Source organism: Acidobacteriota bacterium, assembly GCA_039683095.1.
Classification (GTDB): Bacteria; Acidobacteriota; Aminicenantia; order Aminicenantales; family Saccharicenantaceae; genus RBG-16-66-30.
The window spans coordinates 903,826-921,241 of the sequence record JBDKSB010000012.1 but is presented as its reverse complement, the minus strand read 5'-3'; the positions used below and the strand labels follow the sequence as shown (position 1 = coordinate 921,241).

14 protein-coding genes are annotated in these 17,416 nt (G+C 67.6%); 7 read left to right on the top strand and 7 right to left on the bottom strand.

Annotation, left to right across the window (positions count from 1 at the left end; genetic code table 11):
- Positions 1–6 precede the first annotated feature (6 nt).
- Positions 7–3,102: an efflux RND transporter permease subunit gene (locus tag ABFD52_11810; GenBank protein MEN6561450.1), complete on the top strand. Its 3,096-nt coding sequence runs from the start codon at positions 7–9 to the stop codon at positions 3,100–3,102.
- A 65-nt stretch (positions 3,103–3,167) separates the two neighbouring features.
- Here the strand turns inward: ABFD52_11810 and pyrE are convergent, their stop codons facing one another.
- Both pyrE and ABFD52_11800 read right to left on the bottom strand, forming a co-directional pair.
- On the bottom strand, positions 3,168–3,767 hold the full coding sequence (gene pyrE / locus ABFD52_11805) for an orotate phosphoribosyltransferase (GenBank protein ID MEN6561449.1): 600 nt from the start codon (positions 3,765–3,767) through the stop codon (positions 3,168–3,170).
- Positions 3,764–4,348, bottom strand: a complete 585-nt coding sequence (locus tag ABFD52_11800) for a heme-binding beta-barrel domain-containing protein (protein MEN6561448.1) — start codon at positions 4,346–4,348, stop codon at positions 3,764–3,766. Before ABFD52_11800 ends, pyrE begins: the two co-directional genes overlap by 4 nt.
- A 163-nt stretch (positions 4,349–4,511) precedes the next feature.
- Here ABFD52_11800 and ABFD52_11795 point away from each other — a divergent pair, with 163 nt between their 5' ends.
- Complete coding sequence (locus ABFD52_11795; protein ID MEN6561447.1) at positions 4,512–4,940, top strand: PaaI family thioesterase; 429 nt, start codon at positions 4,512–4,514, stop codon at positions 4,938–4,940.
- Positions 4,941–5,037: 97 nt separating this feature from the next.
- Here ABFD52_11795 and ABFD52_11790 read toward each other — a convergent pair whose 3' ends face one another.
- Positions 5,038–5,511, bottom strand: a complete 474-nt coding sequence (locus tag ABFD52_11790) for a BsuPI-related putative proteinase inhibitor (GenBank protein ID MEN6561446.1) — start codon at positions 5,509–5,511, stop codon at positions 5,038–5,040.
- 184 nt (positions 5,512–5,695) lie between these two features.
- Positions 5,696–6,475, bottom strand: coding sequence for a sulfite exporter TauE/SafE family protein (locus tag ABFD52_11785; protein MEN6561445.1), 780 nt, complete (start codon positions 6,473–6,475; stop codon positions 5,696–5,698).
- 57 nt (positions 6,476–6,532) lie between these two features.
- On the opposite strand from ABFD52_11785, the gene ABFD52_11780 reads away from it, so the two are divergent.
- From ABFD52_11780 to ABFD52_11770, 3 genes are all read left to right on the top strand, one after another.
- Positions 6,533–8,605 carry a beta-L-arabinofuranosidase domain-containing protein gene (locus ABFD52_11780; protein ID MEN6561444.1) on the top strand — a complete coding sequence of 691 codons (2,073 nt, stop codon included), beginning with the start codon at positions 6,533–6,535 and terminating at the stop codon, positions 8,603–8,605.
- Between the two features lie 69 nt (positions 8,606–8,674).
- Positions 8,675–11,560, top strand: a complete 2,886-nt coding sequence (locus tag ABFD52_11775) for a hypothetical protein (protein ID MEN6561443.1) — start codon at positions 8,675–8,677, stop codon at positions 11,558–11,560.
- 71 nt (positions 11,561–11,631) lie between these two features.
- Positions 11,632–12,321: a GntR family transcriptional regulator gene (locus ABFD52_11770; GenBank protein MEN6561442.1), complete on the top strand. Its 690-nt coding sequence runs from the start codon at positions 11,632–11,634 to the stop codon at positions 12,319–12,321.
- Positions 12,322–12,349: 28 nt separating this feature from the next.
- On the opposite strand, the gene ABFD52_11765 is transcribed toward ABFD52_11770, so the two are convergent.
- Positions 12,350–13,459 (bottom strand): DUF5009 domain-containing protein, encoded by a 1,110-nt coding sequence (locus ABFD52_11765; protein ID MEN6561441.1) that lies wholly within the window; start codon positions 13,457–13,459, stop codon positions 12,350–12,352.
- Positions 13,460–13,473: 14 nt separating this feature from the next.
- The gene (locus ABFD52_11760) at positions 13,474–13,956 is read right to left on the bottom strand and encodes an adenosine-specific kinase (protein ID MEN6561440.1); all 483 of its coding nucleotides are present in this window, start codon (positions 13,954–13,956) and stop codon (positions 13,474–13,476) included.
- A 131-nt stretch (positions 13,957–14,087) separates the two neighbouring features.
- Here ABFD52_11760 and ABFD52_11755 point away from each other — a divergent pair, with 131 nt between their 5' ends.
- Positions 14,088–15,281: a radical SAM protein gene (locus tag ABFD52_11755; GenBank protein ID MEN6561439.1), complete on the top strand. Its 1,194-nt coding sequence runs from the start codon at positions 14,088–14,090 to the stop codon at positions 15,279–15,281.
- A gap of 31 nt (positions 15,282–15,312) precedes the next feature.
- On the top strand, positions 15,313–16,518 hold the full coding sequence (locus ABFD52_11750) for a radical SAM protein (protein MEN6561438.1): 1,206 nt from the start codon (positions 15,313–15,315) through the stop codon (positions 16,516–16,518).
- An 8-nt stretch (positions 16,519–16,526) separates the two neighbouring features.
- Here ABFD52_11750 and ABFD52_11745 read toward each other — a convergent pair whose 3' ends face one another.
- The gene (locus ABFD52_11745; GenBank protein MEN6561437.1) at positions 16,527–17,408 is read right to left on the bottom strand and encodes a phosphatase PAP2 family protein; all 882 of its coding nucleotides are present in this window, start codon (positions 17,406–17,408) and stop codon (positions 16,527–16,529) included.
- Positions 17,409–17,416 lie beyond the last annotated feature (8 nt).

Sequence of the window (17,416 nt, the reverse complement as noted above, 5' to 3'; positions counted from 1 at the left end):
GTCGCCATGAACATGACCGAAGCCTGCGTCAAGAAGCCCGTCCTGGCCTGGATGCTCATGGCCGCCACCATCGTCTTCGGCGTCGTCGCCGGGGGGCGGATCGGCATCAGCCAGTTCCCGGACGTCGACTTCCCCACGATCAATGTCTCCGCCACCTGGGAAGGCGCGGCGCCGGAGGTCATGGAGAACGAGGTCGTCGAGCCCCTCGAGGAGACGCTCGTCCAGATCGAGGGCATCCGGTCCCTGACCTCGAGCTCGCGCCAGGGCTCCTGCAACATCACCGTCGAGATCGAGCTCTCCCGCGACGTCGATATCGCCCTCCAGGACGTCCAGAACAAGGTTTCGCAGGCCGTCCGCCGCCTGCCCCGGGACATGGATCCCCCGACGGTCTCCAAGTCCAATCCCGAAGACAACCCGATCATGATGGTCCGCCTCGGCGGGCCCTACCCCCAGCGCGTCCTCAGCGACTTCGTCCAGTACGGCCTCAAGGAAAAGCTCCAGACCATCCCCGGCATCGGCGAGATCTCGCTCATGGGCACGCTGTCGCGGAACGTCCGCATCTGGCTCGACGCCGCCAAGCTCGACGAGAAGAACCTGACGGTCAGCGACGTCACCTCGGCCCTGGCCCGCGAGCACATCGAGCTGCCCGCCGGCCGGCTCGAGACGCCGGGCCGCGAGATCAACGTCCGCGTCCTCGGCGAGGCCCTCGACCTCGACACCTTCCGCCAGATCGTCGTCCGCGAGGCCGCCGGCAGCCCCATCTACCTGAGCGACGTGGGCCTCGTCGAGGACGGCTTCGAGGACGTCCGGCGCATCGCCCGGGTCGACGGCGGCCCGGCCCAGGGCCTGGGCATCAAGAAGCAGCGCGGCGCCAACGCCGTGGCCCTGGCCAAGCGCGTCCGGGCGGCCGTCGAGGACTACCGCAAGACCCTGCCGGCCGACATGACCCTCGGCATCACCAACGACAGCACGAAGTTCATCAGCGACTCGGTCAACGAGATCGAGTTCGAGCTCCTGCTCTCCGTCGTCCTGACCGCCTTCGTCTGCTGGCTGTTCCTGGGGTCGCTCTCGAGCACCCTGAACGTCATCCTGGCCATCCCCATGTCGCTCCTCGGCACGGTGGCCATCATCTACTTCCTCGGCTTCACCTTCAACACGTTCACCCTGCTGGCCATGGCCCTGGCCGTCGGCCTCGTCGTCGACGACGCCATCATGGTCATGGAGAACATCTTCCGCCACCGCGAGGGCGGGGAGGCCCTGGTGCCGGCCGCCCTCAACGGGACGAAGGAGATCGCCTTCGCCGCCCTGGCCGCGACCCTGGCCGTCGTGGCCATCTTCATCCCGGTCGTGTTCATGAAGGGCATCATCGGGCGGTATTTCCTCCAGTTCGGCATCACCCTGTGCCTGTGCGTCATGCTGTCCTACATCGAAGCCGTCACCCTGGCCCCGGCCCGCTGCTCCCAGTTCCTCAAGACTACGAGGGAAGGGCGGAACAAGGTCGGGTTGGCGGTCGACAGGGCCTTCGGCAAGCTCGAGCGGTTCTATGGCCGCGTCCTCCACGGCAGCCTGCGCAAGCCGGGGCTGATCCTGGTCCTGGCGGGCGTGCTGTTCGCGGCCGCCATCGTGGTCTTCCTGGTCCTGCCGAGCGAATTCGTCCCCTCCCAGGACCAGAGCCAGGTCTCGGTCCGCCTTCAGACGGCCGTCGGCTCGGACATCACCGAGACCGACGCCCTGCTCATCAAGGCCGAGGACGCCGTCAACAAGCACCCGGAGATCACCCAGGTCTTCAGCTTCGTCGGCGGCATGGGCGGCGGCGGGGTAAACTCCGGGATGCTGTACATCACCATGGTCCCGCCCAAGGAGCGCCGGATGAGCCAGGCCGAGCTCTCGGCCGTCATCCGTCGCGAGCTCAACGCCATCCCGGGCATCCGGGCCGTCATCCAGGACACCTCGCAGCAGGGCTTCACGGCCCAGCGCGGCTTCCCGGTCGAGTTCTCCGTCCGCGGCGCCGACTGGAACCAGCTCGTCCCGCTCAGCCAGAAGCTGATGCAGGACCTGACGGCCAGCGGCCTGGTCGTCGACCTCGACACGGACTACCGCGTCGGCATGCCCGAGCTCCGGGTGACGCCGGACCGGGCCGTCTGCGCCGACGTCGGCGTCTCCGTCGACGAGGTCGCCACGACCATCAATGCCCTGGTCGGCGGCATCCGCGTCGGCAAGTACAGCACCGGCGGCCGGCGGCTCGACGTGCGGGTCAAGCTCATGGCCGGGCAGCGCTCGCGGCCCGAGGACATCTCGCGGCTGCGCGTCCGGGCCCGCAACGGCGACCTCGTGCCCCTGTCATCCCTGGTCATGTTCGAGGAGCAGGCGGCCCTCCAGGCCATCACCCGGCGCGACCGCGAACGGGCCATCTCGATCTATGCCAACGTCGCCCCGGGCCATGCCCAGGCCGAGGTCCTGCGCGTGGTCGAGGGCCTGGGTAAGACCCTGCCGGTCGGGTACCGGGTCGTCCTGGGCGGGTCGAGCGTGGCCTTCCGCGACTCCATGAGCTCGCTGCTCTTCGCCATGGCCCTGGGCATCCTGATCGCCTACATGATCCTGGCCTCGCAGTTCAACTCGTTCAAGGACCCCGTGACCATCATCACCATCCTGCCGCTGTCGGTCGCCGGGGCGGCCTTCGCCCTGCTCGTCGCCGGCCAGTCCCTGAACATCTTCAGCATGATCGGGCTGCTGCTCCTGATGGGCATCGTCAAGAAGAACTCCATCATCCTCGTCGATTACGCCAACGCTTTCCGGAACCAGGGCGTCTCGGCCCGGGAGTCCATGGAGAAGGCCGGCCCCATCCGGCTGCGGCCCATCCTGATGACGGCCACGGCGACCCTGATGGCCTCCATACCCCCGGCCCTGGGCATCGGCTCGGGGTCGGAGATCCGCATGCCCATGGCCATCGCTGTCATCGGCGGCTTGGTGCTGTCGACGGCCCTGAGCCTGATCGTCGTCCCGGCGTTCTACGTTGTGGCCGACCGGCTGGCGAAGAAAAGAACGGCCGAGGCCCCCGAAGGCGCCTTGGCTAACGCAACTGGCTCAGAACAAAGAGAATAGCGCATCAGGAGGGCCCTTTTTAGGGCCCAAACCGGGTTTTTTTACGGGAAAAAGCGGATTTCCGCTCAGCCCTTTTTATCCGAGGCGCCGGGCTTGGTGATCGGGATGCCCTCGGCGCAGAACGGGCAGGCGTCCGGCTCGAAGGCCTCGACCTTGAGCGTCAGCAGGCTGCCGACGGCCTTCCCGTCGATCGGGATGGCCCCGCCGCTGCGGTCGACCAGGACGTAGACCCCGGCCACCGGGACCTGGCGCTCCCTGAGGCAGGCGATGACCTCCAGGATGGACCCGCCCGTCGTCAGGATGTCCTCGACGATGACGGCCCGCGAGCCGGCGAGCCCCGAGAAACCCGAGCGGATGGTCATCTTCCCGTCGGCCCGCTGGGTGAAGGCGAACTTCTTGCCCAGCTTGAGGGCGGTGAGGAAGCCGATGGCGATGGCCCCGTAGGCGGGGGAGACGACGTAATCGAAATCGGGCACTTCGCGGCGGATCTTGGCGGCCAGGAGATCGACGATCTTCTCCAGGGCGGCCGGCTTCTCGATCAGCCGGATCTTCTCGAAGTACCACTCCGAGTGCTTGCCCGAGGTCAGCTTGAAATGCCCGCGGAGCAGGGCGTCGCTGTCCTTGAACAGGTTGAGGACGGTCGCGTCGGCGGCCAGGTCGGTCATGGCAGATCTCCTTTTTGTCTTTTCAGGGTGCCCTTGCTGTAGCACTTGAGATCCTGGCCGGGCGGCGCCAGGTCGAACGTCTGCTCGAAAGTGTCGGGGTCGACGATCCGGTAGGTCAGGCGGGCCTTGAATCCGGCCGGGATGTTCTCGATCGCCTCGGACACGAAAACGAAGGTCCTGCCGTCCGCCGGCAGACCCTCCAGGACGTACTGGTTGACGAAGCCCTCGACATGGAACTGGCGCAGGACGAAGGTCTTGCGGGCCTTGTCGTAGCTGAAGACGCCCATGTCCTCGTGGACCTCGCCGGCGGGGTTCCCGGCCTGGGGATCGAAGACGGCTTTGTTACGGACCTGGAGGAACGTCCCCCGAAGGATGAATTCGAAGGTCTGGAAGCCCCGGCCCGAGCCCGGCGATCCCTCGCCCTGGCCCTGCCACGTCCCGACGAAGAAGCGGAACGGGGCCCAGACGTCCGCGGCCGGCGCGGCCGGTTCCTGCGAGCACGGCACGGCCGCCGCCGGCGGCGCGAGGAGCGGGCCGGCGAAAACGACCGCCAGGACGGCGGCGAAAAGCGCTCGTTCCATGCGGCCCTCCTTGGGTATCAAAACACCATCTCTTATAAACGATTGCGCGGCGGCGGGCAAGAGGCGGGGCATGGGCAGGCGGGACGGCGGGGGCCGGCGGGAGAGAGCGGTCCGGTCGGCGGACTTGCGGGACCGGGCCCGAATGTGCTAAACGAAAGGCCTCATGGACAAAGACTTCCGCGACGCCCGGGCCTGCTTCATCTGCGGCGAGAAGAACCCGATCGGCCTGAAGCTCCGGCTCCGGGCCGATCCCGGCCGCGGCGAATCCTCGGCCGAGGTGACGTTCCCCGGGGAATTCCAGGGCTGGGAAGGCGTCGTCCACGGCGGGCTCGTGGCGGCCGTCCTCGACGAGGCCCTGATCTATGCCGCCGGCGCGAAGGGGCTCAAGTGCGTCACCGGCGAGATCACGGTGCGCTTCGTCAAACCGGCCTCGACCGGCGTGACCTATTCGCTCGTCGGCCGGTGCGTAGAGGACAAGGGGCGGATCGTGCTGGCTGAGAGCCGGCTTGTCGATGCCGAAGGCCAAGAGATCGCCCGAGCGTCGGGCAAGCTCTTCAAGGTCGCCGGAACGATCGACGGGCCAAATCCATGAAAACGCCGGCAAAAAGCTCTATTTCGACCCTCTTTTTGCCCTTTAAAATGGGATATATCTTTTACTATTAGATAGTTGCGTTAGCCAAGGCGCCTGCTTAAATCTCCAGCGAGGTCTGATAGACCAGCGACTCGTCCCGAGGGACATTCGTGATATAGACGCGGCAGTTGTAGGACCCGGGGGAGAGCGGCCTTCCGTCGTTCCCGGTCAGATCCCAGTCCGTAATCTGGCTGAAGGATTCGCGGGGGGCGAGCTCGAGCTCCCACAGGGCCTGGGTGAAGGCCTTGTCATGCGACCAGCGCCAGACAAGGCTGCCGCCGTCGCGGACCTCGATGTCGAAGAACTGGCCGCAGGTAAATTCCAGGGTTTCCTTGACCGGGCTGTCGTTCCGGGCGCCGATCCGGAAATTCAGGGCGTCCGTGCCCTGTCCGGTGATGGACACGGTGATGTGGAGGTCTCCGGCCTTCAGCTGGCTCCGGCTGACGGGCGCCGAGGGCGACGTCGCGGAACCGCAGGCGGCAGCGCCCAAGGCCAGAAAGGTGACGGTCGCAAGGAACACAGTCCTTTTCATGGCATCCTCCCGGCGTGCGAACTCCCTTTCCACACGGGGCATCATGATTCTAGCAAACAACTTTCCTGCCGTCCCATTTCCTAATGAATAGAGGGTCAATGAAATGAATAACGCGTCTCGATCCCGGCATCCAAGAAATGGAATAGATCCGCTTTTTCAAATAGGTCCCGCCTTCTCTTCAGGCTTAGAAAAAAAAGAAGCGTCCGGCGACGAACAGGAGGAAGAGGCCGTAGAGGAGCTTGACCGTCCGGCCCGGCAGCCGGATGGTGATCAGGGCGCCGAAGACCGTCCCGACGAACAGCCCGGCCGCGATCCAGGCGGCCGCGCCCAGGTCGAGGTTGCCGGCCCTGGCGTAGTAGAGGACGCCCGGGATGCCGAAGGGAAACAAGATGGCCCCGAGCGACGTGGCGATGGCCCGCTTGGGCGGATAGTGGAGCGCCAGCGTCAACAGGGGGACGATGATGTTCCCGCCGCCGATGCCGAACATGCCGGCCATGATCCCGGCCAGGAGCCCGATCCCGATGAGCGGTAGAGGGCACGGATGGGGGGCGCTCTCCGGCTCCGGCCCGGCCGCGACCGGGAGGCCCCGCCACTTCCTGAACCGGTTGACCGGATCGACGAAATTCCAGCCGACATAGAGGCAGAAGACGGCGAAGAACCTGCGCATCACCTCGACCGGCAGGGTGTTGGCCAGCCAGGCCCCGGCGACGACCGAGGCCAGCAGGCCGGCGGCGATGTAAAGCGAGGCCCGCAGGTCAATGACCTTGGCCCTGTAATAGGCGACGACCCCGAGGATGCCGACCGGCAGCAGGATGGCCGCGAGCGACGTGCCGGTGGCCCGGACGAGCGGGAAGCCGGCGAACAGGATGAGGGCCGGCACGATGATGATGCCCCCGCCGATGCCGAAGAGCCCGGCGAAGACGCCGGCCACGATCCCGATCCCGATCAGCCACGGTCCGGCCATGCCCGCGATTATAATGGATTCGGCGGCGCTATGGTATAGTGGGAATTCGGAGGCCCCATGAGCTCGCCCATCCGCCGCTCCCGCCTGATCATCTTCGCGCTCGCCGCCGCGGTCTCCCTGGCCGGCTGCCGCGGCCGCTCCGCCGCGAACGGCGGTCCGGACGCGCCCGCCCGGGATTACCCCATCCGCCCCGTTCCTTTCACCGAGGTCAGGCTCGCGGACGCGTTCTGGGCCCCCCGCCTGGAGACGAACCGGACCGTCTCCGTTCCCTACGCGCTGCGGATGATCGAGGAGACCGGCCGGGTCGACAATTTCCGCAAGGCCGCCGGCCTCATGTCCGGGCCGACGACGGGCCGGCGCTTCAACGACTCGGACGTCTTCAAGGCCATGGAGGCGGCCGCCTATACGCTGCGCCTCCACCCCGACCCGGCGCTGGAGAAGACCCTCGACGATCTCGTCGCCCTGATCGCCAGGGCCCAGGAACCCGACGGCTACCTTTACACGACGAGGACAGCCGACCCGGCCCACCCGGCCGCCGGCGCCGGGGCCGAGCGCTGGTCCAACCTCCGGGTCAGCCATGAGCTCTACAATGTCGGCCATATGTACGAGGCGGCCGTGGCCCACTTCCAGGCCACGGGCAAGCGGACCTTCCTGGCCGTCGCCGAGAAGAACGCCGCGCTCCTCCTGCGCACTTTCGGCCCGGGCCCGGGCCGGCGCCATGGCTTCCCCGGCCACCAGGAGATCGAGATCGGCCTGGCCAAGCTCTATCGCGCCACCGGCCGGCGGGATTATCTCGACCTGGCCAAGTTCTTCCTCGACGAGCGCGGCCATTATTTCGGCGGCGAGCGGCACGCCCCCGGCGATCCCTTCGCCGTCTATGACTCCGACGAGTACCTGCAGAACCACAAGCCGGTCCTCGAGCAGGACCAGGCCGTCGGCCACGCCGTCCGGGCCATGTACATGTACTCGGGCATGGCCGACGTGGCCGCCCTCGGCGGTTATCCCGGGTACGTCGCGGCCATCGACCGCCTTTGGCTCGACGTCGCCGGCCGGAAGCAGTACCTGACCGGCGGCATCGGCGCCCGCGGCGGCTCGGAGGCCTTCGGCGACGCTTACGAATTGCCCAACGCCGAGGCCTACGCCGAGACGTGCGCGGCCATCGGCAACGCCCTCTGGAACTACAGGCTCTTCCTCCTGCACGGCGATTCGAGGTACATGGATGTCTTCGAGCGCGTCCTATACAACGGCCTGCTCTCCGGCGTCTCGCTCTCCGGCGACCGCTTCTTCTACCAGAACCCGCTCGAGTCGGCCGGCGGCTACGACCGCAGCCCCTGGTTCGAGGTATCCTGCTGCCCGCCGAACATGACCCGCTTCCTGCCTTCGCTCCCGGGCTATGTCTACGCGACCAGGGGCGATGCCGTCTACGTCAACCTGTTCATCGCCGGCTCCGGCCGGGTCGCGCTGCCGGGCCGGTCCGTCATCCTGACCCAGGAGACGCGCTATCCCTGGGACGGCGCGATCGTCCTGACGGTCGCCCCCGACGAGCCCGGCCCCTTCGAGCTGGCCGTCCGCATCCCCGGCTGGGCCCGCGGCCAGGCCATGCCCACGGACCTCTACCGCTTCCTCGACGCCGCCGCCGGCGAGCCCGTCCTGAAGGTCAACGGCCGGGCCGTCGCTCCGGACATCCGCGACGGCTACGCCAGGATCCGGCGGGAGTGGAAGAACGGGGACGCGGTCGAGCTCGGCCTGCCGATGCCGGTGCGCCGCGTCGTCGCCAACGATCTCGTGGCCGATGACGCCGGACGCGCCGCCCTTCAGCGCGGGCCCGTCGTCTTCGCCGTCGAGGGCGTCGACAACGGCGGCGGCGTCTTCGACCTCGTCCTGCCCGACGGCGCGCCGCTCGCGGCCGGGTTCCGGCCGGACCTCCTGAATGGGGTCGTCGCCATCGCCGGAGAGGCCGCATCCGTCTCGAAAACGCCCGCCGGGAAGATCGTCGAACGCCCGCGGCCGTTCCTGGCGGTCCCCTATTACGCCTGGGCCAACCGGGGCGGCGGACAGATGCTGGTCTGGCTGCCGCGCGCGGCCGGCGCCGCGCGGCCGCCCAAGCATCTGGACATGAAGGTCGACTGACGGCCTTCCCCCTCCCCAAACCCGGCCCCGTTCGGTTATAATCGGACCATCCCCCGCAAGGAGAGCCCTATGACCGCGAAGCGCGCCGGGCGCAGGCCCCGGATCAGACCCATCGCCGTCCTGGCGGTCTCGCTGATTCTCGCGGCGCTGCGAGCCGCGGCCGAAGAGATGGTCCTCGACAACGGCCGCCTGCGGGCCGGGTTCGACGACCACGGGCTAGTCTCGATCGGCGCGCCCAAGACCGGCCGGACGCTCGCCTTCTCGGCCGACCCGTCTTCCGTGACCCTCGACGGCAGCGCGGTCGATATCGGCCGCCTCGGCCCGGCCGAGATCGAGATGACCCCGGCCAAGGTCGCCTATCGCTACACCCGCGATCCCTATACCTTCGACGTCGTCTACGAGCTCAAGCCGGCCTGGCATTTCCTGACCAAGCAGATCATCGTCACCTCGGCCCGCGGCCGCGCCTTCCGCGTCAACGCGGTCAAGCCGCTGGCGACCGAGCTCGGCCGGCCCGTGGCCGAGGAGCTGAAGCTCCGCGACGGATCCTTCGGCGCCGTCTGCCGTTTCGCCGGGGCCGCCGCCGCCGCCGGTCCCGCCTGGAGCGTCTTCTTCATGCTCCAGAACCCGTTCATGGCCTGGACCCGCGACGGTTCCGCCGTCTCCGCTTCCTACGCCCCGGACATGGAATGGAGCCGCGACCTGGGCTCGTTCGCCTCCGACCGCCTCTGCCTCGGCCTGGTCGAGCTCAGCGGGACGCGCTTTCCGGCCAAAGCCGTGCCCGAATGGAATTTCGTCCCCGATTACCAGAAGCTCCTGGCCGCCTCGCCCTCGATCGACGCCGCCGAATCGAACGCCCTGGTCGAGTGCGTGCGCGCCTTCCTCCTTTACTATCCAGGGCGGAGCGTCCGCGTCCACATCCCCTGGTGCGAGAACGACTACCAGATCGACGCCGGCACCCCCGAAGGCGTGGCGGAGTACAAGCGGATCATGGACCGGGCCGCCGAGCTCGGCGCCACCCATCTTCTCTACACCCCGGCCAACAGCTCGCTCTCGCGCCTGGAGGACAACGCCGACTCCTGGGGCTGGGAGAACGTCCTCTGGTTCGGCCTCGGCCAGAAGCTCCGCAAGGGCGAATGGGACCCGCGCCGCGACGAGGTTCCGGCCGGGCTCAAGGAGATGCTGGCCTACGCCGCCTCCAAGAACCTCAAGCTCATGGCCTATGCCTATCCTTCGCTGCCCTTCCGGCAGGACCCGGCCTGGACGGCCTGGGCCGGCCCGGACGCGGCCAAGGCGGGCGCCGACACGGGCCTGCGCTCGTTCCAGGAATGGTGGCTGGGCAAGCTCCTGGACTTCATGAAGGCCACGGGCGCCGCCGGCTACTCCTTCGACCACTGGTGGATCGCCCAGAACAAGGCTTCGACGAGCAAGTACGCCCAATGGTTCGGCTGCCGGCGCGTCCTCGAGGGGCTGCGGCGCGAGGCCTTCGACGCCGTCATCGACGGGCGCCAGCAGTACCAGAACTTCGGCCCCTGGACCTGGCTGGCCGGCTCCTATCCGCACCCGACCCTGACCGACGAGCAGCCGGAGAGCTTCAAGGCCTTCCCCGACCTCCACACCGACCGGGTCTCGGCTGACCGGCAGCGCTTCGCCGCCTGGACCTACAGCGTCGAGCGGCTCACCCCGCCCGAGATCATGCCCGGCTTCATCACCCACCAGTCCGAGCGCAACGACGAGAAAGAGGTCATGCGCCGCGACCGCTTCCGGCCCAGGGACTGGGACGTCCTCGGCTGGAAGTACTCGCTCATCTCGTCGATCGGCACGGCCCCCTTTCACCACGTGATCGATTTCATCCCGGCCCGCGACGCCGAGGAATCCGCGGCCCTGTCCGACGAGGACAAGGCCTGGTTCCGGAAATGGCTCGACTGGACCGACGAGAACGCCCGCTTCCTCCACGCCCTGCGGCCGATCATCGGGCCGCCCCTGGCCGGCCGCGTCGACGGCACGGCGGCCATGGTCGGGGACCGCGGCCTCGTCTTCCTCTTCAATCCCAATCCCGGCCGCAAGGAAGCCCGCTTCAAGCTCGACGCCACGATCGGCCTGACCAGGGGCGACCGGCTGATGATCAAGGAGATCTATCCCGAAGAGGGCCGGCTGGTCGGCTCGGCCGAGGGGCTGTGGACCTACGGCCGCGACGTCGCGCTGACCCTTCCCGGCCGCGAAGCCGCGGTCTACGAGGTCTTCCCGGCCCCGGCCGAGATCACGGAGCCGGTCCTGTTCAACGTCCGGGGCGCGGCCGAGCTCGTCGCGGCGCAGCTGGCCCTGACCGGAGTTACGGCCGAGACGGGAACGGCGCAGACGATCGTCGTCCGGGTCCCCGAGAAGGCCCGGGTCCGGTCCCTTTCGGTCAACGGCGTCGTCCACCCGTTCAAGCGCGACCAGGGCGTGGTCACGGCGACGGTGCGCTTCGCCGGCCGGGCCTTCGGGAAGTCCCAGAGCGCCGGCCCGGTCCCGGAGGGCTTCACGGGCGGCATCTACAAGGCCCGGATCACGGTGCCGTCGCGCGTCCTGGCCCAGCTGGACGCCCGGAAGAAGAGCTGGCCGGTGACGTACACCGAAGACGACCTCCGCGCCCCCTGGCTCGGGCCGTGGCGACTCCTGCTCCACATCCCCGTCATCGAAGGCACGGACGCCATGGACGTGACGTTGAAGGTCAACGGCCTGCCGGTCGAGATCCTCAAGGGCTACAACAGCGTCTACCCGCATGCGCCCGGCCGGACCTTCGTCGGCCACTACGCCGACCTCAGCCTGGTCCGCTCGGACGCGCCCCTCGACATCGAGGTGGCGCTGCCGGCGCTACAGCCGGGCCAGTTCGAAGGGGCCTTCTTCGAGAACGTCGAGACCGAATACACCAGGCGGATCCTGGCCCCCCCGGCCCCGGCGCCCAAAAAATTATAAAAGCCGGTTGACTTGGGAAAGCGGGATTGGATATCCTGAAGCGGGCAGTTCCCTTCGTCTGAAAGGCCCTGATGATGGATCGAAAGCCGCTCCTGAACATCAAGTCTCTCAAGGAACAAGTTTACGGATACTTCCGCGAGCAGATGCGCCACGGGATGATCCTGCCCGGGTCGGCCATCGACATGGGAGAGACCTCGAAGAAGCTGGGCGTCAGCAAGACCCCGCTTCGCGACGCCCTGCTCCAGCTCGAGATGGAGGATTTCGTCACCATCCTGCCCCGGCGCATGATCGTGGTCAACACGCTGACCGAGCAGGACATCCGCAACTACTACGAGATCATCGGCCCCCTCGAGAGCATGGCCCTGCTCAAGGCCTCCGAGCGGATGAAGCCGTCCGACATCGACCGCATGGATGCTTTGAACCGGGACATGGCCGAAGCCCTGACCCGGGACGATTTCGACGGCTATTACGACAAGAACCTGGCCTTCCACGACATCTTTCTCGATCTCAGCGGCAACGCCTGCCTGATCAAGATCGTCAACAACCTGAAGAAGCGGCTCTACGATTTCCCGCGCGTCTCGGGCTTCGTCAAGGAATGGGAGGAGGCCTCGATCGGCGAGCACCAGACCCTCGTCGACCTCCTGCGCCAGGGCCGGAGCCGGGAAGCGGCCAACCACGTCCGCGACGTGCACTGGTCCTTCGACGTCCAGGAGCGGTTCATCCGCAAGTACTACCCGGCCATCGAAAAGAAGGCCGGGTAGGCCCCCGCGCCGGCCGCGCGGCCGGCCGTCAGACCCGCAGGAAAACCTTCTGCCTGTAGAGGAAGTACAGGGACAGCCACTCGACTGCGATCACCCCGGCCTCGAGGACCAGGACGCCGGACGCTCCGGCCAGCCGGGCCAGCCCGCCGAACAGGAACTTGCTCGTGTAGTCGAAGTCGACCATCCTCGATCCCAGATAGATCGTGATCGAGTTCAGGCCGACGACGCGGAAGGCGAAAGACCACTTCCGCAGCCCCCAGACGTCGACGACCAGGTAGAAGAGCGCCAGCAAAATGGCCGAAAGCCCGGCCGCGTAGATGTCGAAGGTGGCCGTCCAGGCCTTCTTGATGATCGGATACCAGCCGGCGAGGACGTATCCCAGCGTCGCCAGACCGACCCCGCCCGCCGCCAGGACCAACGCTTTCCGGTAGGACGCGAGACGGTCGGACTTGAGGATGAGGCCGGCCAGGGCGCCCATCAAGGTCACGGACGTCGCAGAGAGGACGCAGAGGATCCCTTCCGGGTCGAAGACCTTGTCGTAGAGCCGTCCCGGAAGGAGCAGGCGGTCGACCCAGCCGTTGATCGTGCCCTCGGGGGTCAGGAGTCCAGCGCCGGCGCCGGGCACGGGCACGAGCAGCTGGATGGCGGCATAGCCGGCCAGGATGCCGGCGAGAACGGCGATCCGGCCCTTGAGGCCGCGGACGTTGAGCATGATCAGGGCGGCGAAGAGGTAGGCCAGGCCGATCTGGCCGAGGACGCTGGCGTAGCGCTGGGTCTCGAACCGGAGGTCGGTCAGGTGGTTGTAGACGAACCCCAGGAAGACGAGCAGCATGGCCCGCCGGACCAGCTTGAGGTAGATCGGCCGCTTGTCTGCGGCCGTCTCCGCCCTGCCCAGGAGCGAGAAGGGGATGGCCACGCCGGAGATGAACATGAACAGGGGGAAGATGAGATCGTAGAAGTGGAACCCGGCCCATTCGACGTGCTCGAGCTGGACGGCCCAGGACCGGGCCCAGCCCCAGCCGGTCACCTCGGCCAGCGACCTGAAGAAGGCGTCGCCGCCGATGATCCAGAACATGTCGAAGCCGCGCAGGGCGTCGAGCGAGAAGAGCCGCGTTCTTGCGGGCGCCGTTCCTTCCATGTCGGTCACGCGGCTCAGAGCTTGTAGCCGATCTTCCGCAGGAAGCCCTTGCGCCAGGCGATCCCTGCCGCGTCCTCGACGCCTTTCGGCCGGACGCCGTCGACCACGCCGAGGATGGCCCGGCCCTGGGACGTCTCGGCCACGACGATCTCGGCCGGGTTGGCGGTGGCGCAGAAGATGCCGCAGACCTCGGGCACGGCCTTGACGGCGTTGAGGATGTTGACCGGGAAACCCCCGGTCATGAAGATCAGGAACGAGTGCCCGGCGCCGATGTCCATGGCGTTCTTCACCGCGATCCGGACGAGGGCCTCGTCGTTCCCGGTGTGGCGGACCAGGGCCGGGCCCGACGATTCGCAGAAGGCCAGGCCGAACTTCATCTGCGGCGCGGTCGTGACGATGGCCTCGTGGAGATCCTCGACCGTCTTGATGAAATGGGCCTGGCCGAGGATGAAGTTCATGTCCTCGGGCTTGTCGACGGGAACCGCTTTGATGTCCATGCCAACCTCCTTGGTCGGGCTGGGCCCATTATAGGATACTTCGCCCGGTTCCGGGAGCCCCTGGATATCCGGGATTGACAGGCTTCGAGCCCTGAGAGTAGGCTATGCTCCAGCGGTCAGGGGTGGATCCGATGCTCGATCGACAGGACCTCTACAGGTTCCCCTGGTCGAGATCCGACAACGCCGGGGGCTGGGTCGAGGTCACCGACGAGTGCACCCTTTCCTGCCGGGGCTGCTATCGGCACAAGATCGATGGCCACCGCCCCCTGGAGGCGGTCCGGCAGGATATCGTCGACTGCCGGCGTCTCACGAACTGCGACGGCATGGCCATCGCCGGCGGCGAGCCGTTGATCTACCCGCACATCGTCGACGTCGTCGCCTTCATGGCCGGGCTGAAGATCAAGCCGACGATCCTCTCGAACGGGGAGAAGCTGACGCCGGCCCTGGCCCGTGAGCTGAAGAAGGCCGGCCTGGCGAAGATCCACCTGCACATCGACAGCGTTCAGGACCGGCCGGGCTGGGAGGGCCGGAACGAAGCCGAGTTGAACGAGCTCCGGCAGCATTTCGCCGACCTGCTCCGCGGCGCCGGGGGCGTCCAGTGCGGCTATCACGTGACGGTGTTCCGGAACACACTGCCCTATCTTCCCGCGATCACGGCCTGGTGCAAGCGGAACATCGACCGGGTCCAGCACATCTCCTTCATCGCCTTCCGGACCCTGCCCGACACGCCCGAGGTCCGATATTTCGCCGGGGGCCGCCGGGTCCGGCTGGGGGACCTGGGGGCCGTCCCGCACGACCCGCGGGAGATCCCCATCACCGCCGAGGAAATGCTCGCGGAGATCGAGGCCAGCCATCCGGACTTCCGGCCGGCCGCCTTCCTCAACGGCTCGGCCCAGGTCGAGAGCTTCAAGTACCTCATCGGGATCTATGTCGGCAGCCGTCAGGGGATCCACGGCACGCTGGGGGCCAGGACCGTGGAGCTTGTCCAGATGGCCCACCACCTCGTCAAGGGCCGCTACCTGTCGTTCTTGAGGAGCCCGGTCGTCGGGCGGAAGATCTTCCTCCTCGCCCCCTTCGACCCGCGGCTCCGGCGCGCCCTGGCCGCGTACCTGCGGGCCTGCTTCCGCGATCCCCGCCGGGCCTTCGCCCGGATCTATTCGCAGTCCGTCCACCTGCACCAGCCGAACGAGCTCCTGGACGGCCGGGTCAACCTGTGCGACAGCTGCCTGAACATGATGGTCTATCGGGGCAAGCTGATCAATTCCTGCCGCCTGGACGAGTATCGCGTCTTCGGCGCGGCGATCACGCCGGCCGTCGTCCGCTGATCCCCGGACCGGCTGAAAGAAGGCCGAGCCCATGCCGATCGACAGGAAGAGGATGTACAAGCTCCCCTGGTCCAAGGCCGACAATCCCGGGGCCTGGGTCGAAGTGACCGACGCCTGCGATCTTGCCTGCCCGGGCTGCTACCGTCATCGCCTCGAAGGCCACCGCGCCCTGGCCGAGATCGAGGACGACATCCTCCTCTGCCGGCGGCTGACCAACTGCGGCCGGATCTCGATCGCCGGCGGCGAACCCCTCATCTATCCCCGGATCGTCGAGGTGGTCGAGTTCATCCGCCGGAACGGGATGGACCCGGTCATCTTCTCCAACGGGCAGAGGTTCAGCCCGGAGCTCGCGGAAGAGCTCCGGCGGGCCGGGCTGCGCCAGATCTTCTTCCACGTCGACAGCGGCCAGGACCGGCCGGGCTGGCAGGGACGCTCGGAATCGGGATTGAACGAGCTGCGGCAGCGCTATGCCGACATGGTCTCCGGCCTGGGCGGCGTCCAGTGCGGTTTCAACGCGACCCTGACCCGGCGGACCCTGCCCGAGGTCCCCGCTATCCTCGAATGGGTCCGGACGAACATCGCCAAGGTCCAGAACGTCTCGCTCATCGCCCTGCGGGGGCTGGACCTTTCGCCGGGGAAGACGTACATGGCCGAGGGCCGGGTCATCGACACCTCGCGCTGGCAGAGCGGCGCCGCGGACAGCCGCGAGGTCACCATGACCAGCGAGGAGATCTACGAGGTCGTCGAACGGGCCTTCCCCGGGACGCGCCCGGCCGCCTACCTGGGCGGCACGGCCCGGCCCGAAACGCACAAGTTCCTCATCATCCTCTATCTTGGCTCTCCCCGCGGCATTTTCGGGACCGTCGGCCCGAAGACGGTCGAGCTGAACGAGGCCTGGACCCACCTGCGGAAGGGCCGCTACATGGCCGGCTTCGCCAGGCCCCGGATCGGGAAGAGGATCTTCCTTCTCGCCGGGGCCGACCGCGAGATCCGGCGGGCGTTCTTCAGGTACCTTCGGGCCGGCCTCGGCCGTCCCGCCCGGCTCTTCGACCCGCTCTTTATCCAGTGCGTCAACATCCAGCAGCCGAACGAGATCCTGGACGGCGAGATCAATCTCTGCGACGGCTGCCTGAACCAGATGGCCTATAAGGGCGGCCTCATCCCGTCCTGCCAGCTCGACGAATACCGGCTCTATGGAGGCCCGATCACCGGGGCGGCCGGGAGCCCCGGCGAATGATTCCCGGGTCAGCGGGCCAAAGCCCGGTCGAGCCGCCGCTTCACGAGCGGGGCGGCCCGCCAGCAGACGAACGCCAGCCCGACGCCCATGAGAGTGTCCGAGAGGTAGTGGAAGCGGCCGTAGACGGTCGAGGCTATGAGCGACAGCCCCAGGGCAAGCAGCGGATAGAAGAGCCGGCGCTCGTGCTTGAAGGCGGCCAGGAGCATGATCGTCGTCGCCGCGGCGTGCCCGCTCGGCATGCCGCCGCCGGGGGTCATCGACGCGCGCATGAATTCGGCCACCGCCGTGGCGGCGTACCCCTCGAGGGGGACGGTGTGGAGGGCCCCGAGACCGGCGACCGGGTTGTTCACGGGATAAACGGGATAGAGGAAATTGCAGACGATGTTGTTGAAGGCCAGGGTGAACAGGAACCCTTCGAAGACCGCTTCGCCGCGGCGGAAGAAAAGGACGGCCGTCACGATCGGATAGAGGGCGAAATAGAAGACATAGGCGAACATCATCCATTCCGTCAGGCCCGGCCTGACGAAGGCCTGGAGCCAGACGGTCGGCGCGCCGCCGAACAAGGCCTTCTCCAGCGCGATCAGGGATCGGTCCTGCCAGGCCGGCCAGGCGATGAAGGCCAGCCGGAGCGACGCTTCGTAGATCGCCCCCAGGGCTAGCGACACCGACAGGAGCCGGAGGAAGAACCGTCCGCCCGGCCGGGTCAGGCGCCGTTGGATTAGGTTCAGGCCGAGAAACAGCCCGGCCGCTCCGAGGCAGCCCAGGGCCACGGCCGGCCAGCGGCCCACCCGGGAATGAAAGGCCGCCGCCAGCCCGGCGATCAGGACGAGGGCCAGGACCAGGACGAGGTCCAGCGCCCGGAACCGCGGCCGGCCCTTTGGGCGTTCCATGGACCGGC